This is a genomic window from Pseudomonas sp. 91RF (genome assembly GCF_003576265.1).
GTDB classification, from domain to species: Bacteria; Pseudomonadota; Gammaproteobacteria; order Pseudomonadales; family Pseudomonadaceae; genus Aquipseudomonas; species Aquipseudomonas kribbensis.
On sequence record NZ_QWFC01000047.1, the window covers coordinates 232,136 to 257,993 of the forward strand.

A 25,858-nucleotide genomic window follows, 5' to 3' on the forward strand; every position below is an offset into this window, starting at 1 on the left:
TATCCGCACACTTTGCCTGGTGATTAACTTGGCATCATTGGGCACACTGGTGGTCTGCTTATTTACATCCCATCCTGACTGAGAGGAACGATCATGGTTCTGCGCTCGGAAATTCTGGTGAACAAAAACGTGCTACCGACTAAAGAACAAGCTCTGCCCGGCCGTGAAACCCCGATGGCCTTGCCTGAAAAACACTTTGTTTTCACCGAAACGCCGTTGCTGGGCCCGTTCTTTCAGGACGTCGACTTCGCGATTTTCGGTCTGGGCTGCTTCTGGGGCGCGGAACGCCGCTTCTGGCAGCGCGAAGGTGTGGTCAGCACCGTGGTCGGTTACGCCGGCGGTTACACGCCGAACCCGACCTACGAAGAAGTCTGCTCGGGCCTGACCGGCCACGCTGAAGTGGTGCTGGTGGTGTATGACAAGGCCAAGGTCAGCTACGAAGAACTGCTCGCAATGTTCTGGGAATTGCACAACCCGACGCAGGGCATGCGCCAGGGCAACGACATCGGCACCCAGTACCGTTCGGTGATTTACGCGACCCACCCGGAGCAACTGGATGCGGCGTTGAAGAGCAAGGCTGTTTATCAGGCCGAGCTGTCGAAGGCGGGCCTGGGTGAAATCAGCACCGAGATTGAACAGGCGCCGACCGTTTACTTCGCCGAGACTTATCACCAGCAGTACCTGGCGAAAAATCCGGAAGGCTACTGCGGGATTGGCGGCACTGGCGTTTGCATGCCACCGAGTCTGGCAGGTAACTGAGCCCGCCTTGATCGCTCCCGCGCTTGGCGTGGGAGCGATTGACGGTTGATCAGCTCTCGGCGATCAACCAGTCCATCTGCCATCCACCCTGGGTCTGGCCCAGTTTCTTGGACAACCACGGCAGCAGCTCACGCAATTCTTCCTCCAGCCCCCACGGCGGATTGGCAATCGCCAGGCCAGAGCCGTTCAGGCTGTTCGGCGTGTCCAGCGGATGCACCAGCAACTCGACCCGCAGCAACTTCGGCGCACCGGTGCCAGCCAGATCCTGATAGAAACGACGTAGCGCGCGCTGGTCCTTCACCGGGTACCAGATGGCCGCCACAGTCTGGCGCATGCGCGAGATCGCCTCTTTCAAGGACGCCGCGCAACGCTGCATCTCGTCGAGTTTCTCGAACGGCGGATCGATCAGCATCACCGCACGCTTCTCGGCCACCGGCAGCAACGCCCGCGCCACATGCCAACCCTCACCCAGATGCACCGCCACACGACGGTCGCCCTTCATGTTGTCCTTAAGCAGCACGCCGTCTTCCGGGTGCTTCTCGTTGAGCAACACCCGGTCCTGAGAACGGGTCAGACGCCGCGCCAGCTCCGGCGAACCCGGGTAGTAGCGCAACTGGCCGTCCGGGTTCATCTCGTGCAGCACTTTCATATAGTCGGCGGTCAGCGCCGGCAGATCCGGCTGGTCCCACAAGCGTGCAATGCCTTCCAGGTACTCGCCGGTACGGTTGGCCTGATCGCCCTGCAGGTCATACAGACCGATGCCGGCGTGGCTGTCGAGATAGGCAAACGGCTGCTCCTTGCGCGACATCAGGGCGATGAGGCGGGTCAAGGTCAGGTGTTTGAACACATCGGCGTGATTGCCGGCATGGAAGGCGTGACGATAATTCATGGCTGCTCCTGCGAGGGCCGTGAAGTTTACCTTTTACCGGGCGGCAAGTCAGGGGTTGGGGGCTGAGTGGGTGTTTGTTCCCACGCAGAGCGTGGGAACGATCGAGTCAGGACGGTATGGCGTGTAGGCGTTTGCCAATCACATCCAGCACATCACAGCCGTCGCGCAACGGAATCACGCAGAGCTGGGCGAAGTCGCTCAGGATGACCGAGTCGCATTCGACCGAGCCGCGCATGCACATGTTTTCCAGGACCTGGATTACGGCGCGGATACGGTAGTTGGCGGCGTCCATCAGGACATCGAGCGGGGCGTGGGTGTCGATGAACAACGTGGGCATATCGTTGCAGTTGCTGGTCAGCGCCATGAGGCGGTTGTCTGGGTGGGGGATGAAGGGTTCGTAGGGTGGATCAGGTTTTAACGTCGACATTTTTTGCACCTCGGCAGGTCAAGTGAGGCTGCCAACGACCTTCCTACAGGTTTGGGTGGCAGCTGTACGCGAGAGTAGGAAAGCTGAGGAACCCACCAAACTCAGCCACGCCGAAGCGTTCCCGCGCACAGCCGCCGCGAACAATGTCATGGGCACGTTCAGGTGCCGCAATCAAAGGACAGAGCTGATGCACGGTGAGTTTTCCAAGGGTTCCTACGCCCTGTCACCACTCTCGCAGTGACAGCCAAAAGACTATCCCCGCACCACCGGGCCCACCAGTTCACGAAAACCGCCGCAACTCGCAGGAAACGTCCGAAGCCTTTGCCCGGAAATTTCACTCTGACTCGTCCCGCAAGTAGTCCAGCAATACCGAAGCCGACGATTCGTCCGACGCCGAAACTGCAAAAAACCTGACGACCTTGCAGCGCAAAACATCGGCGGGAAACGCCTCGAACAACGCTGGTTGCTGCTCGCTCAACCACTGCAAGGCATTGCTGATCCGGACATCATCGCCGAATTGCGCCAGCAGCTTTTCCGGCACCGACCACCAAGGGAAATCCCGATCCGAGGCCTGCGCCCTGCCCCCGATCTCGACGGCCTGACCGTTGATCAAGCCTCGCGTGAGAACCGGCAGCAATTGCCCGGCATCCACCTCGGAAGACTCAAGAATCGGCAACAAAAACCGCCCATCCCAAAACCGGAAGAACACCGCTTTCCCGTCCGGCATCAGCACCTGAGTCAAACTGCGAAAGTGCTCGACCACCGCCTCAAGCCCCGCCGAAGAGACCGCCAGCCAGCCCCAGTCGCGGGATTCGGTGGTCGCGACCCAATCCAGAAACTTACTACCCGCGTCGACGATTCCCACATAGGGCATCACCGCATCCCACTCGGCATAAATCGTTTGCGCCCAGAGCGGTTTCGGCATCTGCGCATTCGGTGGCCAGGCTTTCAGCGGACCCACCGCACTGGCGCTGCTGAAAATCGCGAACAACTGCTCTGTCGCTTTCAGTGGTTCATCCTTCAACCATTGATCAGGCCGCACAGACACCCTCCTTGCAGCGCTCGCATTCTTCGCAGAACGGCGCATCTCCTTTAAGATTCATGATTTGCGCAGCAGTCAGAATCGCAGCCGGTGCCGCCGCCAGTTTCTCCGGCAACCCCGGCACGGTCGGCGCCGCGCTCATCGCCGCCATCGGCGCACCACCCACCACAATCGGCACGCTGCTGAAGATCCCGCCGGGGCCGATATTGATCCACTGCCCGCCCGCCTGAATCGTCGCGCTCGCCCCGCCGTCGATCACCACCTGCTGGCCGGCGCTGACATGGAATTGTGCACTGGCGTTGATCGCCTGATTGCTCACGCGGATGTGCCGGTCGCCGGTCACTGTGAGGTGATCGTCCTGCTTCACTTCGGTCTGGCGCTGGCCGTGGGTGATGCGTTGTTCATCAGCTTTGAGTTCATGTTTGGCGAGACCGGTCACTACGACGCTGCGCTGGTTGTCGACCTGAAGCTGCTGATCATTCAGCACATGCTGCGTCCAGTTTCGCTGGGCCCGCAGGTAGATTTCCTCCGCGCCTTTGCGATCCTCGATGCGCAGTTCGTTGTAGCCCCCACCGCCGGGACTGCTCTGGCTACGGAAAATGCTGCGGGTCTTGTCGGCCGGCAGATCGAGCGGCATCGGCGTGGCGGCGTTCGGCAGACAACCCATCACCAGCGGTTTATCGGCGTCGGAATCGATGAACCCCACCAGCACTTCCATGCCGACCCGCGGAATCAGCACGCTGCCATAACGGTCGTGAGCCCAGCCGCTTGCGACCCGCAGCCAGCAGCTGGAATGCTCGTTGAGTTCGCCGTCGCGATCCCAGGCCAGTTGCACCTTGACCCGGCCGTACTCGTCGCAATGGATTTCACTGTCTTTCGGGCCGGTAACCACGGCCGGTTGATAACCAAGCATCCGTGGCTTTTCCGGGCCCATCGGTGGACGGAAGAACACGTCCCACGGCGTGGCGAGAAAGGTATTACGGTAACCCTGGAATTCATCGCCATCGCTGGTGACCGATTCCTCCAGCACTTGCGGCTGTCGGCCATGATGCTCGATAACGGTCAGCAGCCAGAGGTCATTCAAATCCTGGCGTGGATGCCCGGTCAGTTGCAGGAAATGTCCACTGACCAAGCCGGATTGATCGCTGCGCCCCTCGGCCTGACGGTAGTCGGCGACATGTCGCTCAAGGGTGCGCCGGGCCAATTGCTTGCCGGTTTCGCGCTCGGTGAACTGGCCGGGAAAGTGGTAATCCTCCAGCACCGGGCGCTGTTCGCTTTCCACCCGACTCTGCAGCGACAGGCGCGGTTTGGTGAAGTCGTAATCACGGCGAGTGACCACGCTGGTGCGGGTTTCCACACGGACGGTGAAGCGCTTGATCGCCGGGGCCGCCGCAGCCATGCCGCTGCCCGGGAGGTACAGCGTCGGTTCGGCCAGACGCGGAAATACCGTTTGATCGTCGCCGAACACCAATAGATGCCCGTCCGGGCTGTGCTGAAAGTGGAAATGTATGCCGACCTCGGCACACAAGCGCTGAATGAACGCCAGATCGCTCTCCGCGTACTGCACACAATATTCACGGGGCGGGTAGTCGCTGCCGAGGCGAAATTCGAAGGCATCGCGCAGGATCGCGTGATCCTTGAGGATCTGCGTGACGATCTGCGGAACGCTTTGGTGCTGGAAAATCCGCTGATTGATCCGGTGGCCAAGATAGGCCAGACGCGGAACAAGACTGACGTGATAGCGGGTCAGACGCTTGCCGGAATCGCCCTGCCCGACCCGATAGATCTGACCATGGATACCGGAACCGTCGTCATCAAAACCCAGAAACGCCTGAAAGTGCAGCAGGCTTTCAAGGTCCAGGTCCGGCCGTTCGCTGACCAGCTCCAGGTCGAAGCGAAAGGGTTGGCTGATGGCTTCCTTGCCCGTGAACTCAAGGACTTTGAGGTCAAATTGGGCGCCTTCGACGGTCAACGTGAAACGCGGTTGATTGGCAGGCGCGAACATCCGATGTCTCTCTGCAGTATGAGGGCGGGCGATTCTGCATGAGGGGCAAGGGGTGCAGGTTGGGTGACTGAAAAATCAGATTCTCCCTACGAGAAACTTCGATTTCACCTTCAACAATCAACGCATCTAACTACAGACATTTCTTTCAGAAATATCACCAATCCCTGTGGGAGCGAGCCTGCTCGCGATAGCGTCGGGTCAGTCACCATCAACTTTGAATGTTCAATCGCTATCGCGAGCAGGCTCGCTCCCACAGGTGGCTCAGGTGAACCCGATAAATCGCAGACAATAAAAAACGGCCCGTTTCCTGGCAGGAAACGGACCGTTCTTTTGTGAGCCTCAGCTTATTCCCATCACTTGTTCAGATGGAAGTCCTTCTCGGCCGCTTCGAAGCGCTGAACCATGCCGGTGCTTGGCTGGCCCATCAGGCTGACCAAGTAGATGGCCAGGCTGGCGAAGATGAAGCCCGGGATGATTTCGTACAGGCCCAGCACTTCAAAGTGCTTCCATACGATCACGGTGATCGCGCCGACCAGGATGCCGGCCAGTGCGCCGTCACGGGTCATTTTCTTCCAGATCACCGAGATCAGCACGACCGGGCCGAAGGCAGCGCCGAAACCGGCCCAGGCGTAGGAGACCAGACCCAGCACACGGTTGTCCGGGTTGGATGCCATCGCGATTGCGATCAGTGCAACCAGCAACACCATCGCGCGGCCGACCCATACCAGCTCGACTTGCGAGGCGGATTTACGCAGGAAAGTCTTGTAGAAGTCTTCGGTCAGGGCGCTCGAGCACACCAGCAACTGGCAGCTCAGGGTACTCATCACGGCAGCCAGAATGGCCGACAGCAGGACACCGGCAATCCACGGGTTGAACAGCAGCTTGGCCAGTTCGATGAACACACGTTCGTGGTTTTCGCTCACCGGCATTGCCACGTCCGGGTTGGCCGAGAAGTAAGCGATACCGAAGAAGCCCACGGCCACGGTGCCGCCCAGGCACAGGATCATCCAGGTCATGGAGATGCGACGGGCGTTGGCGATGGATTTCACCGAGTCAGCCGCCATGAAGCGCGCCAGGATGTGCGGCTGGCCGAAGTAGCCAAGCCCCCAGCCCATCAGCGAGATGATGCCGATGAAGGTGGTGCCCTTGAGCATGTCGAAGTTGCTCGGGTCATTGGCCTCAATGGCCAGGAACGTGGTGTCCACGCCACCGGTAGCCAGCAGAACGATGATCGGCGTCAGGATCAGGGCGAAGATCATCAGGGTGGCTTGAACGGTATCGGTCCAGCTCACCGCGAGGAAACCGCCGACAAAGGTGTAGGCAATCGTCGCCGCAGCACCGGCCCACAGCGCGGTCTCGTAGGACATGCCGAAGGTGCTTTCGAACAGACGGGCACCGGCAACAATGCCGGAAGCGCAGTAGATGGTGAAGAACACCAGAATCACTACTGCCGAAATGATCCGCAGCAGGCCGCTTTTATCTTCGAAACGGCTGGCGAAGTAGTCCGGCAGGGTCAGCGCATCGCCGTTGTGCTCGGTTTGAACACGCAGACGGCCGGCGACGAACAGCCAGTTCAGGTAGGCACCGACGATCAGGCCGATGGCGATCCAGCTTTCGGACAGGCCGGACATGTAGATGGCGCCCGGCAGGCCCATCAGCAACCAGCCGCTCATGTCGGAAGCGCCGGCGGACAATGCGGTCACCACGCTGCCCAGGCTGCGGCCGCCCAGAATGTAGTCGGAAAGGTTGTTGGTGGAGCGATAGGCCATGAAGCCGATCAGCACCATTGCTGCGATGTAGATCACGAACGTGATCAGGGTTGGATTGCTTGCGCTCATTACGTACGTGCCCTGGCTTTGTTTTTATGTAGCGGCGGCGGTTGCACCGTTTGCAGACTGACGCCTGACAGACGATTCGCACGGCCGCGCATTTATGACCAATGTTTCCCCAGGAAAGCCATTGGCCGGTAAACCGGGTTCTCCCGGTTGCACCTTGGGCGCGAATCCTATGCAACAAAGCAAAACAGGTGCAACCAGTTTCTTGAGAATTAGTTGCACCTACGTCGCTTTTTCGGCCGCAAACCGCCGTTTTTGCACCGTTGCGGCGCAGCAACACCCTACCATCTACCTTGAAAGCACCTATCTAGAGCGATCATCGCGAAGCAGAAATTTATTCCTGACAAGCTGCCGAATATTCCGACAAAAAAAGGGTTGCACCCGGTTGCACCTCTTTCGGCTCGCAGCTAATCTTGCCGCCAGCTGTTGTCGCGCAACTGCGGCACCTATGAGGATAAAAATATGGCTACCACCACCCTTGGGGTCAAACTTGACGACCCGACCCGCGAGCGCCTGAAGGCCGCCGCAACCTCGATTGATCGCACGCCGCACTGGCTGATCAAGCAGGCAATTTTCAATTACCTGGAAAAACTCGAGGGTGGTGCAACCCTGACCGAGCTGAACGGTTTGACTGCCAAGGATGCCGACGAGGCTGGCGAAGTTCACACCGATCACGCTCACCAATGTTTCCTCGAATTCGCCGAAAGCATCCTGCCGCAATCGGTGCTGCGCGCCTCGATCACCGCCGCCTACCGCCGCCCTGAGCCGGAAGTGGTACCGATGCTGATCGAGCAGGCTCGCCTGCCGGCGCCGATGGCCGAAGCCACCAACAAACTTGCAGCCAACATCGCGGAAAAACTGCGTAACCAGAAGAGTGCCGGCGGTCGTGCAGGCATTGTTCAGGGCCTGCTGCAGGAATTTTCCCTGTCGTCCCAGGAAGGCGTAGCGCTGATGTGCCTGGCCGAAGCGCTGCTGCGTATCCCGGACAAAGGCACTCGCGATGCGCTGATCCGCGACAAGATCAGCACCGGCAACTGGCAACCGCACCTGGGCAACAGCCCTTCGCTGTTCGTCAACGCAGCGACCTGGGGTCTGCTGCTGACCGGCAAACTGGTCTCGACTCACAACGAAGCTGGCCTGACTTCTTCCCTGAGCCGCATCATCGGCAAGAGCGGCGAGCCGATGATCCGCAAGGGCGTCGACATGGCCATGCGCCTGATGGGTGAGCAGTTCGTGACCGGCGAAACCATCGCCGAAGCCCTGGCCAACGCGAGCAAGTTCGAAGCCAAGGGCTTCCGCTATTCCTACGACATGCTTGGTGAAGCGGCGCTGACCGAACACGACGCCCAGAAGTACCTGGCCTCGTACGAACAAGCCATTCACTCGATCGGCAAAGCGTCCCACGGCCGTGGGATTTATGAAGGCCCGGGCATCTCGATCAAGCTGTCGGCCCTGCACCCGCGTTACAGCCGTGCCCAGTACGAGCGTGTGATGGACGAGCTGTACCCGCGCCTGCTGTCGCTGACCCTGCTGGCCAAGCAATACGACATCGGCCTGAACATCGACGCCGAAGAAGCCGACCGCCTGGAGCTGTCGCTGGATCTGCTCGAGCGCCTGTGCTTCGAGCCGCAACTGACCGGCTGGAACGGCATCGGTTTCGTGATCCAGGCCTACCAGAAGCGTTGCCCGTACGTGATCGACTACGTGATCGACCTGGCTCGCCGCAGCCGTCATCGCCTGATGATCCGTCTGGTGAAAGGCGCGTACTGGGACAGCGAAATCAAGCGCGCTCAGGTCGAAGGTCTGGAAGGCTATCCGGTCTACACCCGCAAGGTGTACACCGACGTTTCCTACATCGCCTGCGCCCGCAAACTGCTGTCGGTACCGGAAGTCATCTACCCGCAATTCGCCACGCACAACGCCCACACCCTGTCGGCGATTTATCACATTGCCGGTCAGAACTATTACCCGGGCCAGTACGAATTCCAGTGCCTGCACGGCATGGGCGAACCTTTGTACGAGCAGGTTGTAGGCAAAGTTTCCGAAGGCAAGCTGAACCGTCCTTGCCGCGTCTACGCTCCGGTCGGCACCCACGAAACCCTGCTGGCGTACCTCGTACGTCGTCTGCTGGAAAACGGCGCCAACACCTCGTTCGTCAACCGTATCGCCGACCAGTCGATTTCGATCCAGGAACTGGTGGCCGATCCCGTAGCGCAGATCGAGCAGATGGCAACCGTAGAAGGCGGTTTCGGCCTGCCGCACCCGCGCATTCCGCTGCCGCGTGACCTGTACGGTTCCGAGCGTGCCAACTCCAGCGGCATCGACATGGCCAACGAACATCGTCTGGCTTCGCTGTCCTGCGCCCTGCTGGCGACCGCACACAACAACTGGAAAGCCGCGCCGATGCTCGGTTGCGCTTCCAGCAACGAAGCGCCGGCCCCAGTGCTGAACCCGTCCGATCTGCGTGACGTGGTCGGCCACGTGCAGGAAGCTACCGTCGAAGACGTCGACAACGCCATTCAATGCGCCCTGAACGCCGCACCGATCTGGCAGGCCACCCCGCCGGCCGAACGCGCCGCGATTCTGGAACGCGCCGCGGACCTGATGGAAGGCGAGATCCAGCCGCTGATGGGCCTGCTGGCCCGCGAAGCCGGCAAGACCTTCGCCAACGCCATCGCCGAGGTCCGCGAAGCCGTCGACTTCCTGCGTTATTACGCGGTGCAGGCACGCAACGATTTCAGCAACGACGCCCACCGCCCATTGGGCCCGGTGGTCTGCATCAGCCCGTGGAACTTCCCGCTGGCAATTTTCAGCGGTCAGGTTGCCGCCGCACTGGCCGCCGGTAACCCGGTGCTGGCCAAACCGGCCGAACAGACTCCACTGGTCGCCGCACAAGCCGTACGCCTGCTGCTCGAAGCCGGGATTCCGGAAGGCGTGCTGCAACTGCTGCCGGGTCGCGGTGAAACCGTCGGTGCCGGCCTGGTGGGTGACGAGCGCGTCAAAGGCGTGATGTTCACCGGTTCCACCGAAGTTGCGCGCCTGCTGCAACGCAACATCGCCGGTCGTCTCGACAACCAGGGCCGCCCGATCCCGTTGATCGCCGAAACCGGCGGCCAGAACGCGATGATCGTCGACTCTTCGGCACTGACCGAACAGGTAGTGATCGACGTTGTGTCTTCGGCCTTCGACAGCGCCGGTCAGCGTTGCTCGGCGCTGCGGGTCCTGTGCTTGCAGGAAGATTCCGCTGATCGCGTCATCGAAATGCTTAAAGGTGCGATGGCTGAAAGCCGTCTCGGCAACCCGGAGCGCCTGTCCGTGGACATCGGCCCGGTGATCGACGCCGAAGCCAAGGCCGGCATCGAGAAGCACATCCAGGGCATGCGCGACAAAGGTCGCAACGTGTACCAGGTGGCCATCGCCGATGCCGAGGAAGTCAAACGCGGCACCTTCGTCATGCCGACCCTGATCGAACTGGAAAGCTTCGATGAGCTGCAACGCGAGATCTTCGGCCCGGTACTGCACGTGGTCCGCTACAAGCGTAAAGAAATCGACCAGTTGATCGCCCAGATCAATGCGTCCGGTTACGGCCTGACCCTCGGCGTGCACACCCGCATCGACGAGACCATCGCCAAGGTGATCGACAACGTCAACGCCGGTAACGTCTACGTCAACCGCAACATCGTCGGTGCCGTGGTCGGCGTCCAGCCGTTCGGTGGCGAAGGCCTGTCGGGTACCGGTCCGAAGGCTGGTGGTCCGCTGTACCTGTACCGCCTGCTGTCGACGCGTCCTGCCGACGCCATCGAACAATCCTTCGCTCGCGGTGATGCGGCCGTGGCACCGGATGTTCGTCTGCGCGATGCCCTGAGCAAACCGCTGGTTACCCTGAAAGCCTGGGCCGACAGCAACAAGTTTGCCGACCTGAGCACCCTGTGCGTGCAGTACGCAGCCCAGTCGCAAAGCGGTATCACCCGCGTGCTGGCCGGCCCGACCGGCGAGAAGAACAGCTACGCGATCCTGCCACGCGAGCACGTGCTGTGCCTGGCGGACATCGAAGGTGATCTGCTGACCCAGCTCGCTGCGGTGCTGGCGGTGGGCGGTTCGGCGGTCTGGCCGGAATCCGACACCAGCAAGGCATTGTTCGCACGCCTGCCGAAGGAGATTCAGGCGCGGATCAAACTGGTTTCCGACTGGAACAAGGACGACGTGGTGTTCGATGCGGTTCTGCATCACGGCCATTCCGACCAGTTGCGGGCGGTCTGCCAGCAGATCGCCAAGCGTACCGGCGCCATCGTCGGGGTTCAGGGCCTGTCCCAGGGCGAGACCAACATTGCGCTGGAGCGCCTGGTGATCGAGCGCGCGTTGAGCGTCAACACCGCAGCAGCGGGTGGTAACGCCAGCCTGATGACCATCGGCTAAACCCCGATCAGCCGTGCAGCCATGATGGCTGCACGGTGTGCATAACCCTGTGGGAGCGAGCCTGCTCGCGATAGCGGCCTGTCAGTCACATCTTTATTGGATGTGCCGCCGTCATCGCGAGCTGGCTCGCTCCCACATTTGTTTTGTGGTGTTTGTTAAGCCGCTGCTCGGCTCCAATATCACCGTTATCAATCTTCCTGTTCAGCCTTTATTCGCACGCCTAGACTCGGTCCATTCCAAAAAAAGGTAGGCCGCCATGTCCGAGACGCTGCTCAGTTCCCGCAATCTGGCTTTCGAGCTGTACGAAGTCCTCGATGCCGAGGGCCTGACCCGGCGCGAGCGGTTTGCCGAGCACAACCGCGAAACCTTCGATGCCGCCATCGGCACGGCGCGCAACATCGCCGAGAAGTACTTCGCACCGCACAATCGCAAGGGCGACGAGAACGAGCCGCGCTACGAGAACGGTCAGGCGATTCTGATTCCCGAAGTGAAACCGGCGGTGGATGCCTTCCTCGAAGCCGGATTCCTCAACGCGGCGCGCAGTTTCGACGCTGGCGGCATGCAACTTCCTACGCTGCTGTCCCAGGCCTGCTTCGCCCACTTTCAGTCGGCCAACGCGGCGTCGACCTCGTACCCGTTCCTGACCATGGGCGCGGCCAACCTGATCGAAAGCTTCGGTACCGAGGAGCAGAAGCAACGCTTTCTGCAACCGATGATCGATGGCCGCTTCTTCGGCACCATGGCCCTGACCGAACCCCATGCCGGTTCGTCGCTGTCGGATATTCGTACTCGCGCCGAGCCTGCGTCCGACGGCACCTATCGCCTCAAGGGCAACAAGATCTTCATCTCCGGTGGTGATCACCCGCTCTCGGAAAACATCGTGCACATGGTACTGGCCAAGCTGCCGGACGCACCGGCCGGGGTGAAGGGGATTTCGCTGTTTATCGTGCCCAAGTTTCTGGTCAACGATGACGGCAGTCTGGGCAAGCGCAACGACGTGCTGCTGGCCGGGCTGTTTCACAAGATGGGCTGGCGCGGCACCACGTCCACGGCGCTGAACTTCGGCGATAACGGCGCGTGCGTCGGCTATCTGGTGGGCAAGCCGCATCACGGCTTGAGCTACATGTTCCAGATGATGAACGAGGCACGAATCGGCGTCGGCATGGGCGCGGTGATGCTCGGTTATGCCGGTTACCTGTACTCGCTGGAATACGCCCGCGAACGTCCACAGGGCCGGGTGCCGGACAGCAAGGATCCGACGACGGCGCCAGTGGCGATCATTCAGCACGCCGACGTCAGACGCATGCTGCTGACGCAGAAATCCTACGTCGAAGGTGCGTTCGATCTCGGGTTATACGCGGCGCGACTGTTCGATGACACCACCACGCTTGAGACCGAAGCCGAGCGTAAACAGGTCCATGAACTCTTGGACTTGCTGACGCCGATCGTCAAATCCTGGCCATCGGAGTTCTGCCTGAAAGCCAACGAACTGGCGATCCAGATTCTCGGCGGTCACGGTTACACCCGCGAATACCCGGTGGAGCAGTATTACCGCGATAACCGCCTGAACCCGATCCACGAAGGCACCCACGGTATTCAGTCTCTGGACTTGCTCGGGCGCAAACTGGCGCAGAACGGCGGTGCCGGTCTTAAGCAACTGATCCGCCTGATTGCCGACACTGCCGAACGCGCGGTGGCGTACGAATCGTTGACCGCACTGCGTGAGCCACTGGAGAAATTGGTGGCGCGCCTGCAGAGCGTGACTATCGGCCTGTTGACCGATCTGGCTCAGGGCAAGGTCAACAGCAGCCTGGCGAACTCGGCGCTCTACCTGAAGGTTTTCGGGCACACGGTGATCGGCTGGCGTTGGCTGGAGCAGGCGATTCGGGCCGAAGAAGGACTGGCCAAGGGCAATGCGGCTGATGTCGACTTCTATAAGGGCAAGTTGCAGGCGGCGCGGTATTTCCTGACATGGGAAGTGCCGGGTTGTCAGCATGAACTGGCGTTGCTGGAGGCAAGGGATGATACGTGTCTGGCAATGCAGGATGCGTGGTTCTGACCCCTTGGTGATCGTTCCCACGCGCGGCGTGGGAACGATCACCTAATCAGGTAAGTTTGAACCCACCCATCTGCCGCGCCAGATCATCCGCCAGCCGCTGCAACATCTGACAATCCTCACGACACGCTCGAACCTCCCCCGCCGTCGCCCGGGCCAGATCGGAAATCCCCTGAACGTTGCGGTTGATCTCTTCAGTCACCGCCGACTGTTCCTCTGTCGCCGTCGCCACCTGATGGTTCATATCGCTGATGCGCTCGACTTGCCCGGTAATCGCGGTCAGCGAGGCTCCGGTGCGCTGACTCGATTCAACCCCGGTGCCAGTCGCAGCCTGACCGGTGCGCATGGATGACACGGCATTCTCCGCCCCCTGCTTGAGGCTTCCGATCATCTGCTGGATCTCGTCGGTCGACGCCTGAGTGCGACGCGCCAAGGTGCGGACTTCATCCGCCACCACCGCAAAACCACGCCCCATGTCCCCGGCCCGCGCCGCTTCAATCGCCGCGTTCAGCGCTAACAGATTGGTCTGCTCGGAAACCCCGCGAATCACCGCCAACACCTGATCGATCGACGCCACCTGATGCGCCAGCTCACCCACCGCGCCCGCCGCGACGCCGATTTCATCGGACATGCTTTCTATATGGCGAATCGAGCCGCTGACCACTTCCCGCGCCTGCATCGCTTCATCACGTGCAGTTTGCGAGGCGAGCGCGGCATTGCCGGCGTTCTGGGCGATTTCCTGCACGGTCAGGCCCATTTCGTGGACGGCGGTGGCGACCATGTCGGTCATTTCCTGCTGGCGGCCGGAGCGTTCGGCGGTGTTCTCCACAACCCTGGCCACCTGGCCGACGGCGACACGCAGACGCTCGCTGGTGGTCAGCACTTCGCCGATCATCCCGCGCTGGCTGTCGAGGAAACGGTTGAAGCCCCGGGCAAGGTCGCCCAGTTCATCGGCGCGGCTGGAATCTAACCGATGGGTCAAATCTCCACCACCGCTACCGATTGCTACCAGTGCGGCTGTTACCTGACGAATCGGTCGCACCAGTCCCTGGGCCAGCCAGATCACCAGTGCCAGGCAAACCAGCGCCACCGCCAGACCGATACCGCTGCTCATCCACATCGCCCGCCGGGCTTCGGCGTAGATCTGCGACTGCGGCACTTCGGCCACCAGGGTCCAGCCGAGATCACGCAAAGGCAGGCTGAAGGCGAGGAAGTCTTCGCCGTCGCGCTGGAAGCTGCTGTTGGTCGCCACTTTGTGGCCCATGACCGCTTGTGCCGCGTTGGCGCCGATCTGCTCCGTGAGGGTGCGTTTGCCGCTGAACTGTGCCTCGGGATGGACCTGGATCAGACCGTCGGAACGCACGAGATAGACCTTGCCGCGCTCGCCGAAGCTGAAGTTGTGGATCAACTCCGACAGCTCTTTCATGCTCAATCCGAGCCCCGCGACACCCACCACTTTGCCGGCCTGCTCGACCTTCAAATCGATGAACAGCGCCAGCTCTCCGGTGGCCCCGTCGTTATCGATGTTCAGGGTGCGTGGCTGATTGCTGTCGAGGAAAGAGTAGAACCAGGCATCGGCCGGTTTGGATCGACTGAGGGTGCGATCCAGGCCTTTTTCGGTGATGTAGTGATTGGATTCGGTGCCGATGATCAGCGCCGTGAAAGCCTTGTGTTCGGCGCGGATGCCTTCCAGATACTGCGCGAAGCCTGCTGTTTTGGCGGAGTCTTCACCAGTGGCCAGCCAGTCGCGGACCATGGTGTTGCTGGCGATGTCCTTGGCGGCGGTGAGGGGCTGAACGAGGATTCGCTCGATGTCGTTGCGCGTCGCTTCGATGCTCGACGGCAACGCCTGTTCGACCAGATAGCTCTGGGCGAGGCGGTTGACCACCAGGGTATAAATGCCAACCACGATCAGGATGCTGACCAGCAGAGCGGTGCCCATGCCGAGGATCAGTTGCCATTGAATACTGCGACGCCAGAACTGCATGGAGCACCCCTCCAGGAATAAGTGGAGGAAATACTGCAACAGTCGTGCCTTATGTATACAAAAAAATGAACAACAACTCTGACAATTGAATACAAATCAACCTGTCCGCCACAGGCGTAGCACCTGTTAGTTCTTACAGGTTCCCCCCCAATCAAATGAGGGTAGATTGAGTCCGGATCACTCGTGCAGGCAGTCGATGTGAACCAGCCATTCAAAAAGGTTACCGACCATGACCAGTCAAAACGAATCCCCAGTCATAAACCAGTTGCTCGACCAAAACACTTTTATCAAATACGCCAACCAGGGAGACTCCATCACCATCGGTGCCTCTACTGGCACTGTGACCGACAAGACCTATTCAGAAATAGGGGGCGTTCCCACCACTTTCCACATCAGCATCAAGGTACTTGGCCAAGAACTCACAACCAGTAAAACGATCAGCACCGGTGAGTACATGGAGCGGGTCAAAAAAGGGGATTTGGTAAAAAACAGCTCAGGTACCTTTCGGGTGACAGACAAGGTCTTTGTCAAGCAGCAGGACGGAGCCGACTTTGTCCGAATGAACTGGCAAAGAGTATAGCGATGGCTTGTAGTATCAGCGCCCTGCCGTCTCAGGGCGCTTTGTGCTCCACTACTACCCTTGCTGGATAGTCTTGGCAATCGTCTCGACCGTGGCGCTGACTTGCTCTTGGTAACGCTCGAGTTCTTCCTGGTGCTGCTTCTTCATTTCAATCTGCTGCGAGCACAGATTCATCGCCGCCAGCACCAGCAGGCGGTCGCCGATCAGTGTCGGGTATTTGCGCTTGGTGTCGGCCAGTGCGGCCTTGAGCATCAAAGCAGCGTCCAGCAGGGTCTGTTCTTCCCCGGACGGTGCCTTGATCGAATAGTCCTCCCCCATGATGGAGATGACTTTTACCCCTGCTGTGCCGTGGTTCATGCGCTGACAGGACCTGCGTTGACGCGATCAACCAGGGCCTGGATGCGTGCGGCGGTGGCGCCGTGCTTTTCTTCCTGTTCCATCAGGCTCAGTTGCAGGCTTTCGTTTTCATCCTTGGCCCGGGCCAGTTCCGTGGACAGGGTCTGGTTGGTTTCCGACAGGGTCTGGTTCTGTTGCACCAGGTCGCTGACGAGCTGTTCCAATTGGCTGAGGGATGCTTCCAACATTTTGATATTCCAGGGCTTTTTCAAAGGGCGCGTACGATAAAGAAAAGTCGTCGTGGATGCCAGGATTAAACCGGCGCAAGGCCTTGATTTTCCTGGCAGTCGACCATTCCTGCGAGTGTTAGAGACTGTGATCTGCCGATCTGGTTCCTGCACTTCGTCGCCCGACCCCTTATGCGACAAATACGCGCACCGCCTCAAGACTTTAGTCGTATGACCGATAAGTCATCCAACAGCAGTCTCAGCCCGCATGGATGCGGCCCTTCCTGGTATACGCCCCATGTCCCTTCGCAATATGAATATCGCCCCCCGGGCGTTCACCGGTTTCGCCCTGATCGGCGGCCTGATGCTGATTCTCGGCGTGTTCGCCCTGAACCAGATGAGCAAGATCCGCGGCGCCGCCGAAAACATCACTACCACGAGCGTGCCGAGCATCAAGAACCTCGACGAATTCACCCAGCTGACCCTGCGTCTGCGGGTGCTGTCGTACCGCTTGCTGGTGAACCGCGAGCCGGATATCCAGCAGAAAACCGTCGAGCTTCTGGAAATGCGCAACCAGCAGATCCGCAAGGCCCAGACCGAATACGAGCCGTTGATCGGCAGCCCGCAGGAACGTGCGGCCTACGATCAATACGTGCAGTTGCTGGGCCAGTACCGCCAGATCGAAGACCGGATGAAAACCCTGTCGCGCAACAATCAGGTGGATGAGCTGCGCAACCTGCTGAACACCCAGTTGCTCGACAACTCCGAAGCGATGAACTCGGTGCTCAACCGTCTGATGCAAATCAACGGCGAGCAGATCAGCACCACCAACCAGCAAGCCGCCGAGCAGTTTTCTTCGGCCTTCAGTCTTGTGGTGACGCTGTTGGTGATCGCCACCGGCCTGACCTTCCTGTTCGCCTGGCTGTTGACCATCAGCATCACCAAACCGATCTCCAAAGCACTGGACGCAGCGGAAACCATCGCCGAAGGCAACCTGACCCAACCGATTCACGTTGACGGCACCGACGAAGCCGGGCGCCTGCTGGCGGCCATGGCCAAGATGCAATCGAAGCTGCGCGACACTCTGCAACGGATTTCCGGCTCGGCCACGCAACTGGCGTCCGCCGCTGAAGAGCTGAACAGCGTCACCGACGAAAGCGCCCGTGGCCTGACCCAGCAGAACAACGAAATCGAGCAGGCCGCCACCGCGGTCAACGAGATGACCAGCGCCGTGGAAGAAGTCGCACGCAACGCGGTCAGCACCTCGGAAGCCTCGAAGAACGCCACCACCTCCGCCGGCGACGGTCGCGATCTGGTGCAGGAAACCGTCAGCGCCATCGAACGCATGAGCGCCGACGTACAGAGCACCGCGACCCTGATCGGTGATCTGGCCAACGAATCCCGTGACATCGGCAAGGTGCTGGACGTGATCCGTGGCCTGGCCGACCAGACCAACCTGTTGGCACTCAACGCCGCCATCGAAGCGGCCCGTGCCGGTGAGGCCGGTCGTGGTTTTGCCGTGGTGGCTGACGAAGTCCGTGCCCTGGCGCACCGCACCCAGCAGTCGACCAGCGAAATCGAGCGCATGATCGGCAGCATCCAGAGCGGCACCGAGCACGCCGTGGATTCGATGCGCAACAGCACCGAGCGCGCCGAATCGACCCTGAACATCGCCCGTGGCGCCGGCCTGTCGCTGGACACCATCAACACCGCCATCGTCGAGATCAACGAGCGCAACCTGGTGATCGCCAGCGCCGCCGAAGAACAGGCGCAGGTTGCACGTGAAGTGGACCGCAACCTGGTGAACATTCGCGATCTGTCGGTGCAGTCGGCGACTGGCGCGAATCAGACCAGTGCGGCGAGCAATGAGCTGTCGCGCCTGGCGCTGGATCTGAACAATATGGTTGGGCGGTTCAGCCTCTAACCCTGCGCAAGACTGATCGTTCCCACGCCTGTGGGGACGATCTTTCACCCCGCTGAAAAACCTTTTTGACAGCATCACATTTCAACAGGTTAGAATCGCTGGCACGCAGACTGCATGGTCAGTTTGTGCCCGTCTTTCCGCTTCTGGAGTACTGCCTTTGAATGCGACGACCATCAACAGCCTGTTCTTGATCGGCGCGTTGCTGGTAGGTGCGAGCATTCTTGTCAGTTCCCTTTCGTCGCGTCTCGGCATCCCGATTCTGGTGATCATCCTCGCGGTCGGCATGACTGCCGGGGTCGATGGCGGCGGCATCATTTTCGATAACTACCCGACGGCCTATCTGGTCGGCAACCTCGCGCTGGCGGTGATCCTCCTCGACGGCGGCTTGCGCACCCGGGTATCCAGTTTCCGCGTGGCCTTGTGGCCTGCCCTGTCGCTGGCCACGGTCGGTGTGCTGATAACCACCGGCCTCACCGGCATGGCCGCCGCCTGGCTGTTCGACCTGAATCTGATTCAAGGCCTGCTGATCGGCGCCATCGTCGGCTCGACGGACGCCGCAGCGGTGTTCTCGCTGCTCGGCGGCAAGGGCCTGAACGAACGGGTGACCGCCAGCCTGGAAATCGAATCCGGCAGCAACGACCCGATGGCGGTGTTCCTCACCGTGACCCTGATCGACATGCTCGCCAGCGGCCAGACCGGCCTGCACTGGAGCCTGCTGACCCACCTGATCCGTGAGTTCGGCATCGGTGGCGTGATCGGTCTCGGTGGCGGCTGGCTGATGCTGCAACTGGTCAACCGGATCAACCTCGCCACCGGCCTCTATCCGATCCTGGTGATCGCCGGCGGTCTGGTGGTGTTTGCCCTGACCAACGCTCTGCACGGCAGCGGATTCCTCGCCGTGTACCTGTGCGGTCTGGTGATCGGCAACCGCCCGGTGCGCAGCCGCCACGGCATCCTGCACATGCTCGACGGCATGGCGTGGCTGGCGCAGATCGGCATGTTCCTGGTGCTGGGGCTGCTGGTCACTCCGCATGACTTACTGCCGATCGCGTTGCCGGCCCTGGGCCTGGCGCTGTGGATGATTCTGTTCGCGCGGCCGCTGTCGGTGGTGGTCGGCTTGCTCCCGTTCAAGGCGTTCCACGGTCGCGAAAAGGCCTTCATTTCCTGGGTCGGCCTGCGTGGCGCGGTACCGATCATTCTGGCGGTGTTCCCGCTGATGGCCGGGCTGCCGAATGCGCAGCTGTACTTCAACCTCGCGTTCTTCATCGTGCTGGTGTCGCTGCTGGTGCAGGGCACGAGCCTGCCGTGGGTGGCCAGACTGCTCAAGGTGACGGTGCCGCCGGAGCCTGCGCCGATCTCCCGTTCGGCCCTGGAAGTGCACATCACCAGCGAGTGGGAGCTGTTCGTTTACAAGCTCGGTGCAGAGAAATGGTGCATCGGTTCCCCCCTGCGCGAGCTGAAAATGCCCGAAGGCACCCGTATCGCGGCCCTGTTTCGCGGTCAGCAACTGCTCCATCCGTCGGGTAGCACGGTGCTGGAAGTCGATGATTTGCTGTGTGTTATCGGCCACGAACACAACTTGCCGGCCCTCGGAAAACTGTTCAGCCAGGCACCGCAACGGGGCCTCGACCTGCGCTTCTTCGGCGACTTCGTACTCGAGGGAGACGCCCAGCTCAAAGCGGTTGCCGCCCTCTACGGCCTGTCGGCCGACGGCATCGATCCGGACATGACCCTGGGCCACTTCATCGCCCAGAAAGTCGGCGGTGCACCGATCGTTGGCGACCAGGTGGAATGGAACAACACCCACTGGACGGTGGCGGTCATGGACGGGAACAAGATCGCCAAAGTGGGCGTCAGATTCCCCGAAGGAAGTCGCCCGGGCCCCGGGCTCTTCCTCTAAACTGCCTCCACTCTCACTTGCTTGACCGGTCTCTATGCCTACCCTGCGCTCCTTTTTCCTCGCGGCCCTGCTGGGCCTGAGTCTTACTGTCGGCCCGCTGCAGGCCGCAGAACCGCCGTCCAGCGAAGCCGTGCAGGCGAACCTGGACAAGCTCACCGACAGCAAACTGCCCGAGGCCGACAAAAAGGCCCTGCAAACGCTCCTGCAAAATACGCTGAACCAGCTCAACAACCGGCGTGACTACGATCAGAAACTGATCGACCTCAAGCAACAACTGGCCACCGCGCCGAAACAGACCATCGAGAACACCCGCGAACTGGCACGCCTCAAGGCCACTGCCGTGGTACCGGTAGCGCAGCGTTTCACCAAAGAGAACATCCAGCAGCTGGAACAGATCCTTACCGAGCGCTCGACCCAGCAAAGCGACCTGCAAAAAGCCCTGGCCGATGCCAACAGCCTGATCATCACCGCGCAGACCCGTCCGGAGCGCGCCCAGGCAGAAATCGCCAGCAGCCAGACCCGCATCCAGCAGATCAACAGCATCCTCAAGACCGGCAAGGACAGCGGCAAGACCCTGAGTGCCGAGCAACGCGACCTGCTCAATGCCGAGCTGGCAGCGCTCAACGCACTGATCCCGTTGCGTCGCCAGGAACTGGCCGGCAACAACCAGTTGCAGGATCTGGGCAACAGCCAGCATGACCTGCTCACGGAAAAATCCGACCGCCTGGACCACGAGATCCAGGAACTGCAGACCCTGATCAACCAGAAGCGTCTGACCCTGTCTCAGGAAACCGTGACGCAGCAGTCGATCGAGGCCCAGAAGTCCGGCAGCAGCACCCTGCTCGCCACTGAAAGCGCGGCCAACCTCAAACTCTCCGACTACCTGCTCAAAAGCACCGACCGCCTCAACGAGCTGACCCAGCAGAACCTGCAGACCAAGCAGCAACTGGATAGTGTGACCCAGAGCGACTCGGCCCTCGACGAGCAGATCAACGTGCTCAAGGGCAGCCTGTTGCTGTCGAAGATTCTCTATAAGCAGAAGCAGGCGCTGCCACGCCTCAAGGTCGACCGCGACCTGGCGGACCAGATCGCCGACATTCGCCTGTATCAGTTTGAAATCAACCAGCAGCGCGAACAACTGAGCAACCCGGCGACTTACGTCGACACCCTGCTGTCCACCCAGCCGCCAGAGCAAGTCACACCGCAACTTCGCAAAAACCTGCTGGATCTGGCCAATACCCGCGTCGATCTGCTGGAGCGGCTGAGTCGCGAACTGAGCGCGATGCTCAATGAATCGATCACCCTGCAACTGAACCAGAAACAACTGCTGAGCACCGCCCAGAGCTTGCGCGCAACCCTCGACGAGCAAATGTTCTGGATTCCCAGCAACAAGCCGCTGGACTCCGAGTGGCTGCGCGGTGTGCCGGAACGCCTGAAACGCCAGATCGACACCTTGCCGCTGGCCTCCAGCCTCAGCGAACTGACCGACGGCCTGACCCAGCGTCCGCTGCTGTTCCTGCCGCTGGCACTGCTGATCGGCGCCTTGCTGTGGCGGCGCAAGCAGCTGTATGCACGCCTGAACAAGGTTCACCAGGACATCGGCCACTTCAAGCGCGACAGCCAGTGGCACACGCCTCAGGCGATCCTGATCAACATCCTGCTGGCGATGCCGGTGGCGCTGGGTCTTGCGTTGTGCGGGCTGGCACTGCAGATCGACGCCCGAGGCCAGAACGCCAACATGGGCGCCGCCCTGCTGCAAATGGGTCAGGCATGGCTGGTGTTCTACACCGCTTACCGGATCCTTGCGCCGGGTGGTGTGGCTGAACTGCACTTCCGCTGGGAGAAGCCGCAGGTCGAATTCCTGCAGGGCTGGGTACGTCGTCTCGGTCTGGTGGTCATGGCTCTCGTGGCGGTGGTGGCAGTCGCCGAACTGCAGCCGGCGGCGCTGGCCGATGACGTCATCGGCATGCCGGTAGTGCTGACTTGCTACGCGCTGATGGCGTGGCTGCTCAGTCGCCTGCTGATCAGCAGCCCGACCCACGAAAACGCCTCGCTGTTCCGCAAGGCCGTGGGGATCATGTTCACCCTGTTGCCCATCGCGCTGTTCGTCGCGGTGTGCTTCGGCTACTACTACACCGCGCTGAAACTCAGCGACCGTTTGATCAATACCCTGTACCTGCTGATGTTCTGGCTGGTGATCGAAGCCACGTTCGTCCGTGGCCTCGCGGTCGCAGCACGCCGTCTGGCCTACCAGCGCGCACTGGCCAAACGTCAGGCAGCGAAAGAAGCCGGCGACGGCGAAGCGGTGATCGAAGAACCGACCCTCGACATCGAGAAGGTCAACGAACAGTCCCTGCGCCTGATTCGCCTGGCGCTGCTCGGCGGTTTCATCGCCGCGCTGTACTGGGTCTGGGCCGACCTGATCACGGTGTTCTCGTACCTCGACAACATCACCCTCTACGAGTACACCAGCGGTACCGGCGCCAACATGAGCATGGTGCCGATCAGCATCGGCGACATGCTCGGCGCGCTGATCATCATCGGCATTACCTTTGCGCTCGCCCGCAACCTGCCGGGTCTGCTGGAAGTGTTCGTGCTGTCCAAACTCAATCTGGCCCAGGGCAGTGCCTACGCGACCACGACGCTGCTGTCGTACGTGATCGCCGGGGTCGGTTTCGTCTCGACCCTGTCGACCCTCGGCGTGAGCTGGGACAAGTTGCAATGGCTGGTGGCGGCGCTGTCGGTCGGCCTCGGTTTCGGGATGCAGGAGATCTTCGCGAACTTCATCTCCGGCATCATGATCCTGTTCGAACGGCCGGTGCGGATCGGCGACACCATCACCATCGGCAACCTGTCGGGCACCGTGAGCAAGATCCGCATCCGCGCCACGACCATCACCGACTTCGACCGCAAGGACATCATTGTCCCGAACAAAACGTTCATCACCGGGCAACTGATCAACTGGTCGCTGACCGACACCATCACCCGGGTGACGCTGAAACTCGGTGTGGATTACGGTTCGGATCTGGATCTGGTCAAGGAACTGCTGCTCAAGGCCGCCCGGGAAAACCCGCGCGTACTCAAAGAACCCGAGCCGCACGTGTACTTCCTCAACTTCGGCGAAAGCACCCTCGACCATGAGCTGCGCATGCATGTGCGCGACCTTGGCGACCGCAACCCGGTGATCGACGAGGTCAACCGCTTCATCAACCGCGAGTTCAAGAAGCAGCACATCAACATCTCGTTCCGGCAGATGGAGGTGTACCTGAAGAACCTTCACGGTCAGGAGTACAAACTGGTGCCGGTCGAAGACGACAGCAAAACCATCGTGCCCGTCAGCGGCGAGCAAAAGCCGCTGCAAGAGCCGCCGCCCGCCAAACTCGACTAACCGGACTAATCCCAGCAGAATGCTCGGACATTCTGCTGGAGCCGGCCCTTGAAAGCCCTCGACGAACTGACCTTCGACAACCGCTTCGCCCGCCTGGGCGATGCGTTCTCGGCCCATGTGCTGCCCGAACCGATCGACAACCCGCGACTGGTGGTCGCCAGCCCTGCGGCCCTGGCACTGCTGGATCTGGAACCGGCGGCGGCCGACACCCAGGAATTCGCTGAACTGTTCGGCGGCCACAAGTTGTGGGCCGATGCAGAACCGCGGGCGATGGTCTATTCCGGGCATCAGTTCGGCGGGTATACGCCGCAACTGGGCGATGGTCGCGGGCTGCTGCTGGGCGAGGTCTACAACGAAGCCGGCGAGCACTGGGACTTGCACCTCAAGGGCGCCGGGCAGACGCCGTTCTCGCGCATGGGAGATGGTCGTGCCGTGCTGCGTTCGTCGATCCGTGAGTTTCTCGCTTCCGAAGCGCTGTATGCGCTGAACATCCCGTCCTCTCGCGCCGCGTGCGTGATCGGTTCCGACACCCCGGTCTGGCGTGAAAAACAGGAACGCGCCGCGATGGTGCTGCGTCTGGCACCTAGCCACGTTCGCTTCGGCCATTTCGAATATTTCTATTACACCAAGCGTCCCGAGCAGCAGAAGCTGCTCGGCGAGCATGTGTTGGCGATGCACTACCCCGAATGCCTGGAGCAGCCGGAACCGTATCTGGCGATGTTCCGCGAGATCGTCGAGCGCAACGCCGAACTGATTGCCAAATGGCAGGCCTACGGTTTCTGCCACGGCGTGATGAACACCGACAACATGTCGATCCTCGGCATCACCTTCGACTTCGGCCCGTTCGCCTTCCTCGACGACTTCGACGCGAACTTCATCTGCAATCATTCCGATGATCAGGGCCGTTACTCGTTCAGCAATCAGGTCCCCGTCGGCCAGTGGAACCTCAGCGCTCTGGCCCAGGCCCTGACTCCGTTCATCAGCGTCGAAGCCCTGCGCGAAACTCTTGGCCTGTACCTGCCGCTGTTCCAGGCGCACTACCTCGACCTGATGCGCCGCCGTCTGGGCCTCACCACGGCCGAGGACGACGACCAGCAACTGCTGGAGCAACTGCTGCAATTGATGCAGAACAGTGGCGTCGACTACACCTTGTTCTTCCGTCGTCTGGGCGAGGAATCAGCAGACCAGGCGGTTGCCCGGCTGCGCGATGAGTTTGTGGATATCCGAGGCTTTGACGCCTGGGGTGAGCGTTATGTCGACCGCGTCGCACGGGATGGCGCCACCGATCAGGAACAGCGCCGCGCGCGGATGCATGCGGTGAATCCGTTGTACATCCTGCGCAATTACCTTGCGCAGAAGGCGATTGATGCTGCCGAGCAAGGCGACTACTCAGAGGTGCGTCGTCTGCATGCGGTGTTGAGCAATCCATTCGAGGAACAGCCTGGAATGGAAAGCTATGCAGAACGGCCGCCGGAGTGGGGCAAGCATCTGGAGATCAGTTGTTCGTCCTGAGTGCGACGACTTGAACCTTGATAATCGATCCGTACGGCTCCAGATCAGCCGTACGATCACACTCTTTTCATCGAGCCCGACATGACCGACCCACTCCTCATCCCCTGCCCCTCCTGCAACGGCCTCAACCGCATCCCCGCCGAACGCCTCAGCGACCACCCGAAATGCGGGCGCTGCAAGTCCGAGGTGCTGTTGAACAAGCCGTTCGAGCTCAAGCAAAGCGATTACGCCAGCCAGATCAAGGGCGATCTGCCGTTGCTGGTGGACGTGTGGGCGGACTGGTGCGGGCCGTGCAAGTCGTTTGCGCCGGTGTTCGAGCAGGCGGCGGCGCAGCTGGCGGGCAAATGCCGGCTGGCCAAGCTGGATAGCGAAGCCAATCAGCAGTTGTCGGCGCAGTTGGGGATTCGTTCGATTCCGAGCCTGATCCTGTTCAAAAATGGCCGGGAGGTGGCGCGGCAGAGTGGTGCGTTTCCGCTGCCGCAACTGATGGCGTGGTTGCGTAGCCAAGGTATCTGATCAAAACGCATATTCCCTGTGGGAGCGAGCCTGCTCGCGATGACGATTGCTCATTCAAC

The 25,858-nt window shown here is 60.8% G+C and carries 16 protein-coding genes and 2 pseudogenes; 10 read left to right on the forward strand and 8 right to left on the reverse strand.

The features are described from left to right. Positions 1-93: 93 nt before the first annotated feature. The gene (msrA, locus tag DXT77_RS24340; protein ID WP_085732613.1) at positions 94-759 is read left to right on the forward strand and encodes a peptide-methionine (S)-S-oxide reductase MsrA; all 666 of its coding nucleotides are present in this window, start codon (positions 94-96) and stop codon (positions 757-759) included. A 49-nt stretch (positions 760-808) separates the two neighbouring features. On the opposite strand, the gene DXT77_RS24345 is transcribed toward msrA, so the two are convergent. The 5 genes from DXT77_RS24345 to putP all read right to left on the reverse strand — a co-directional run bounded on the left by DXT77_RS24345 (position 809) and on the right by putP (position 6,960). Further along, positions 809-1,648: a 23S rRNA (adenine(2030)-N(6))-methyltransferase RlmJ gene (locus DXT77_RS24345; protein ID WP_064382876.1), complete on the reverse strand. Its 840-nt coding sequence runs from the start codon at positions 1,646-1,648 to the stop codon at positions 809-811. Positions 1,649-1,754: 106 nt separating this feature from the next. Continuing rightward, the gene (locus DXT77_RS24350; RefSeq protein ID WP_119429496.1) at positions 1,755-2,075 is read right to left on the reverse strand and encodes a hypothetical protein; all 321 of its coding nucleotides are present in this window, start codon (positions 2,073-2,075) and stop codon (positions 1,755-1,757) included. A 334-nt stretch (positions 2,076-2,409) separates the two neighbouring features. After that, positions 2,410-3,162 carry a DUF4123 domain-containing protein gene (locus DXT77_RS24355; RefSeq protein ID WP_119429497.1) on the reverse strand — a complete coding sequence of 251 codons (753 nt, stop codon included), beginning with the start codon at positions 3,160-3,162 and terminating at the stop codon, positions 2,410-2,412. Then, the gene (locus tag DXT77_RS24360; protein ID WP_119429498.1) at positions 3,107-5,122 is read right to left on the reverse strand and encodes a type VI secretion system tip protein VgrG; all 2,016 of its coding nucleotides are present in this window, start codon (positions 5,120-5,122) and stop codon (positions 3,107-3,109) included. Before DXT77_RS24360 ends, DXT77_RS24355 begins: the two co-directional genes overlap by 56 nt. A gap of 353 nt (positions 5,123-5,475) precedes the next feature. Continuing rightward, a complete protein-coding gene (putP, locus tag DXT77_RS24365; RefSeq protein ID WP_119429499.1) occupies positions 5,476-6,960 on the reverse strand; it encodes a sodium/proline symporter PutP in 1,485 nt (494 codons plus the stop codon). Between the two features lie 459 nt (positions 6,961-7,419). Here putP and putA point away from each other — a divergent pair, with 459 nt between their 5' ends. Next, complete coding sequence (gene putA / locus DXT77_RS24370; RefSeq protein WP_119429500.1) at positions 7,420-11,373, forward strand: trifunctional transcriptional regulator/proline dehydrogenase/L-glutamate gamma-semialdehyde dehydrogenase; 3,954 nt, start codon at positions 7,420-7,422, stop codon at positions 11,371-11,373. A gap of 256 nt (positions 11,374-11,629) precedes the next feature. After that, on the forward strand, positions 11,630-13,432 hold the full coding sequence (locus tag DXT77_RS24375; RefSeq protein WP_119429501.1) for an acyl-CoA dehydrogenase: 1,803 nt from the start codon (positions 11,630-11,632) through the stop codon (positions 13,430-13,432). 46 nt (positions 13,433-13,478) lie between these two features. On the opposite strand, the gene DXT77_RS24380 is transcribed toward DXT77_RS24375, so the two are convergent. Next, positions 13,479-15,416, reverse strand: a complete 1,938-nt coding sequence (locus tag DXT77_RS24380; RefSeq protein WP_119429502.1) for a methyl-accepting chemotaxis protein — start codon at positions 15,414-15,416, stop codon at positions 13,479-13,481. 229 nt (positions 15,417-15,645) lie between these two features. Between DXT77_RS24380 and DXT77_RS24385 the strand changes: the two genes are divergently transcribed. After that, complete coding sequence (locus tag DXT77_RS24385; RefSeq protein WP_119429503.1) at positions 15,646-15,996, forward strand: hypothetical protein; 351 nt, start codon at positions 15,646-15,648, stop codon at positions 15,994-15,996. 54 nt (positions 15,997-16,050) lie between these two features. Here DXT77_RS24385 and DXT77_RS24390 read toward each other — a convergent pair whose 3' ends face one another. After that, the gene (locus tag DXT77_RS24390) at positions 16,051-16,353 is read right to left on the reverse strand and encodes a cell division protein ZapA (protein WP_119429504.1); all 303 of its coding nucleotides are present in this window, start codon (positions 16,351-16,353) and stop codon (positions 16,051-16,053) included. Continuing rightward, a complete protein-coding gene (locus DXT77_RS24395; protein WP_085685455.1) occupies positions 16,350-16,580 on the reverse strand; it encodes a hypothetical protein in 231 nt (76 codons plus the stop codon). Before DXT77_RS24395 ends, DXT77_RS24390 begins: the two co-directional genes overlap by 4 nt. 343 nt (positions 16,581-16,923) lie before the next feature. Between DXT77_RS24395 and DXT77_RS30450 the strand changes: the two are divergent. The 6 genes and pseudogenes from DXT77_RS30450 to trxC all read left to right on the forward strand — a co-directional run. Beyond that, positions 16,924-17,580: pseudogene (locus DXT77_RS30450) on the forward strand (MCP four helix bundle domain-containing protein); the annotation flags it as partial. 303 nt (positions 17,581-17,883) lie between these two features. Beyond that, positions 17,884-18,483 (forward strand): annotated as a pseudogene (locus DXT77_RS30455) (methyl-accepting chemotaxis protein); the annotation flags it as partial. 157 nt (positions 18,484-18,640) lie between these two features. Further along, complete coding sequence (locus DXT77_RS24405; protein WP_065259501.1) at positions 18,641-20,383, forward strand: potassium/proton antiporter; 1,743 nt, start codon at positions 18,641-18,643, stop codon at positions 20,381-20,383. 34 nt (positions 20,384-20,417) lie between these two features. Beyond that, the gene (mscK, locus tag DXT77_RS24410) at positions 20,418-23,771 is read left to right on the forward strand and encodes a mechanosensitive channel MscK (protein ID WP_085711090.1); all 3,354 of its coding nucleotides are present in this window, start codon (positions 20,418-20,420) and stop codon (positions 23,769-23,771) included. Between the two features lie 48 nt (positions 23,772-23,819). Next, positions 23,820-25,283, forward strand: a complete 1,464-nt coding sequence (selO, locus tag DXT77_RS24415) for a protein adenylyltransferase SelO (RefSeq protein WP_119429506.1) — start codon at positions 23,820-23,822, stop codon at positions 25,281-25,283. Between the two features lie 81 nt (positions 25,284-25,364). After that, on the forward strand, positions 25,365-25,799 hold the full coding sequence (gene trxC / locus DXT77_RS24420; protein ID WP_119429507.1) for a thioredoxin TrxC: 435 nt from the start codon (positions 25,365-25,367) through the stop codon (positions 25,797-25,799). The last annotated feature ends 59 nt before the right edge of the window (positions 25,800-25,858 follow it).

Bases quoted from the DNA above. Each gene is read 5' to 3' on its own strand.
- msrA (WP_085732613.1), top strand. From the start codon at position 94: ATGGTTCTGCGCTCGGAAATTCTGGTGAACAAAAACGTGCTACCGACT.
- DXT77_RS24345 (WP_064382876.1), bottom strand. From the start codon at position 1,648: ATGAATTATCGTCACGCCTTCCATGCCGGCAATCACGCCGATGTGTTC.
- DXT77_RS24350 (WP_119429496.1), bottom strand. From the start codon at position 2,075: ATGTCGACGTTAAAACCTGATCCACCCTACGAACCCTTCATCCCCCAC.
- DXT77_RS24355 (WP_119429497.1), bottom strand. From the start codon at position 3,162: ATGCGCCGTTCTGCGAAGAATGCGAGCGCTGCAAGGAGGGTGTCTGTG.
- DXT77_RS24360 (WP_119429498.1), bottom strand. From the start codon at position 5,122: ATGTTCGCGCCTGCCAATCAACCGCGTTTCACGTTGACCGTCGAAGGC.
- putP (WP_119429499.1), bottom strand. From the start codon at position 6,960: ATGAGCGCAAGCAATCCAACCCTGATCACGTTCGTGATCTACATCGCA.
- putA (WP_119429500.1), top strand. From the start codon at position 7,420: ATGGCTACCACCACCCTTGGGGTCAAACTTGACGACCCGACCCGCGAG.
- DXT77_RS24375 (WP_119429501.1), top strand. From the start codon at position 11,630: ATGTCCGAGACGCTGCTCAGTTCCCGCAATCTGGCTTTCGAGCTGTAC.
- DXT77_RS24380 (WP_119429502.1), bottom strand. From the start codon at position 15,416: ATGCAGTTCTGGCGTCGCAGTATTCAATGGCAACTGATCCTCGGCATG.
- DXT77_RS24385 (WP_119429503.1), top strand. From the start codon at position 15,646: ATGACCAGTCAAAACGAATCCCCAGTCATAAACCAGTTGCTCGACCAA.
- DXT77_RS24390 (WP_119429504.1), bottom strand. From the start codon at position 16,353: ATGAACCACGGCACAGCAGGGGTAAAAGTCATCTCCATCATGGGGGAG.
- DXT77_RS24395 (WP_085685455.1), bottom strand. From the start codon at position 16,580: ATGTTGGAAGCATCCCTCAGCCAATTGGAACAGCTCGTCAGCGACCTG.
- mscK (WP_085711090.1), top strand. From the start codon at position 20,418: ATGCCTACCCTGCGCTCCTTTTTCCTCGCGGCCCTGCTGGGCCTGAGT.
- trxC (WP_119429507.1), top strand. From the start codon at position 25,365: ATGACCGACCCACTCCTCATCCCCTGCCCCTCCTGCAACGGCCTCAAC.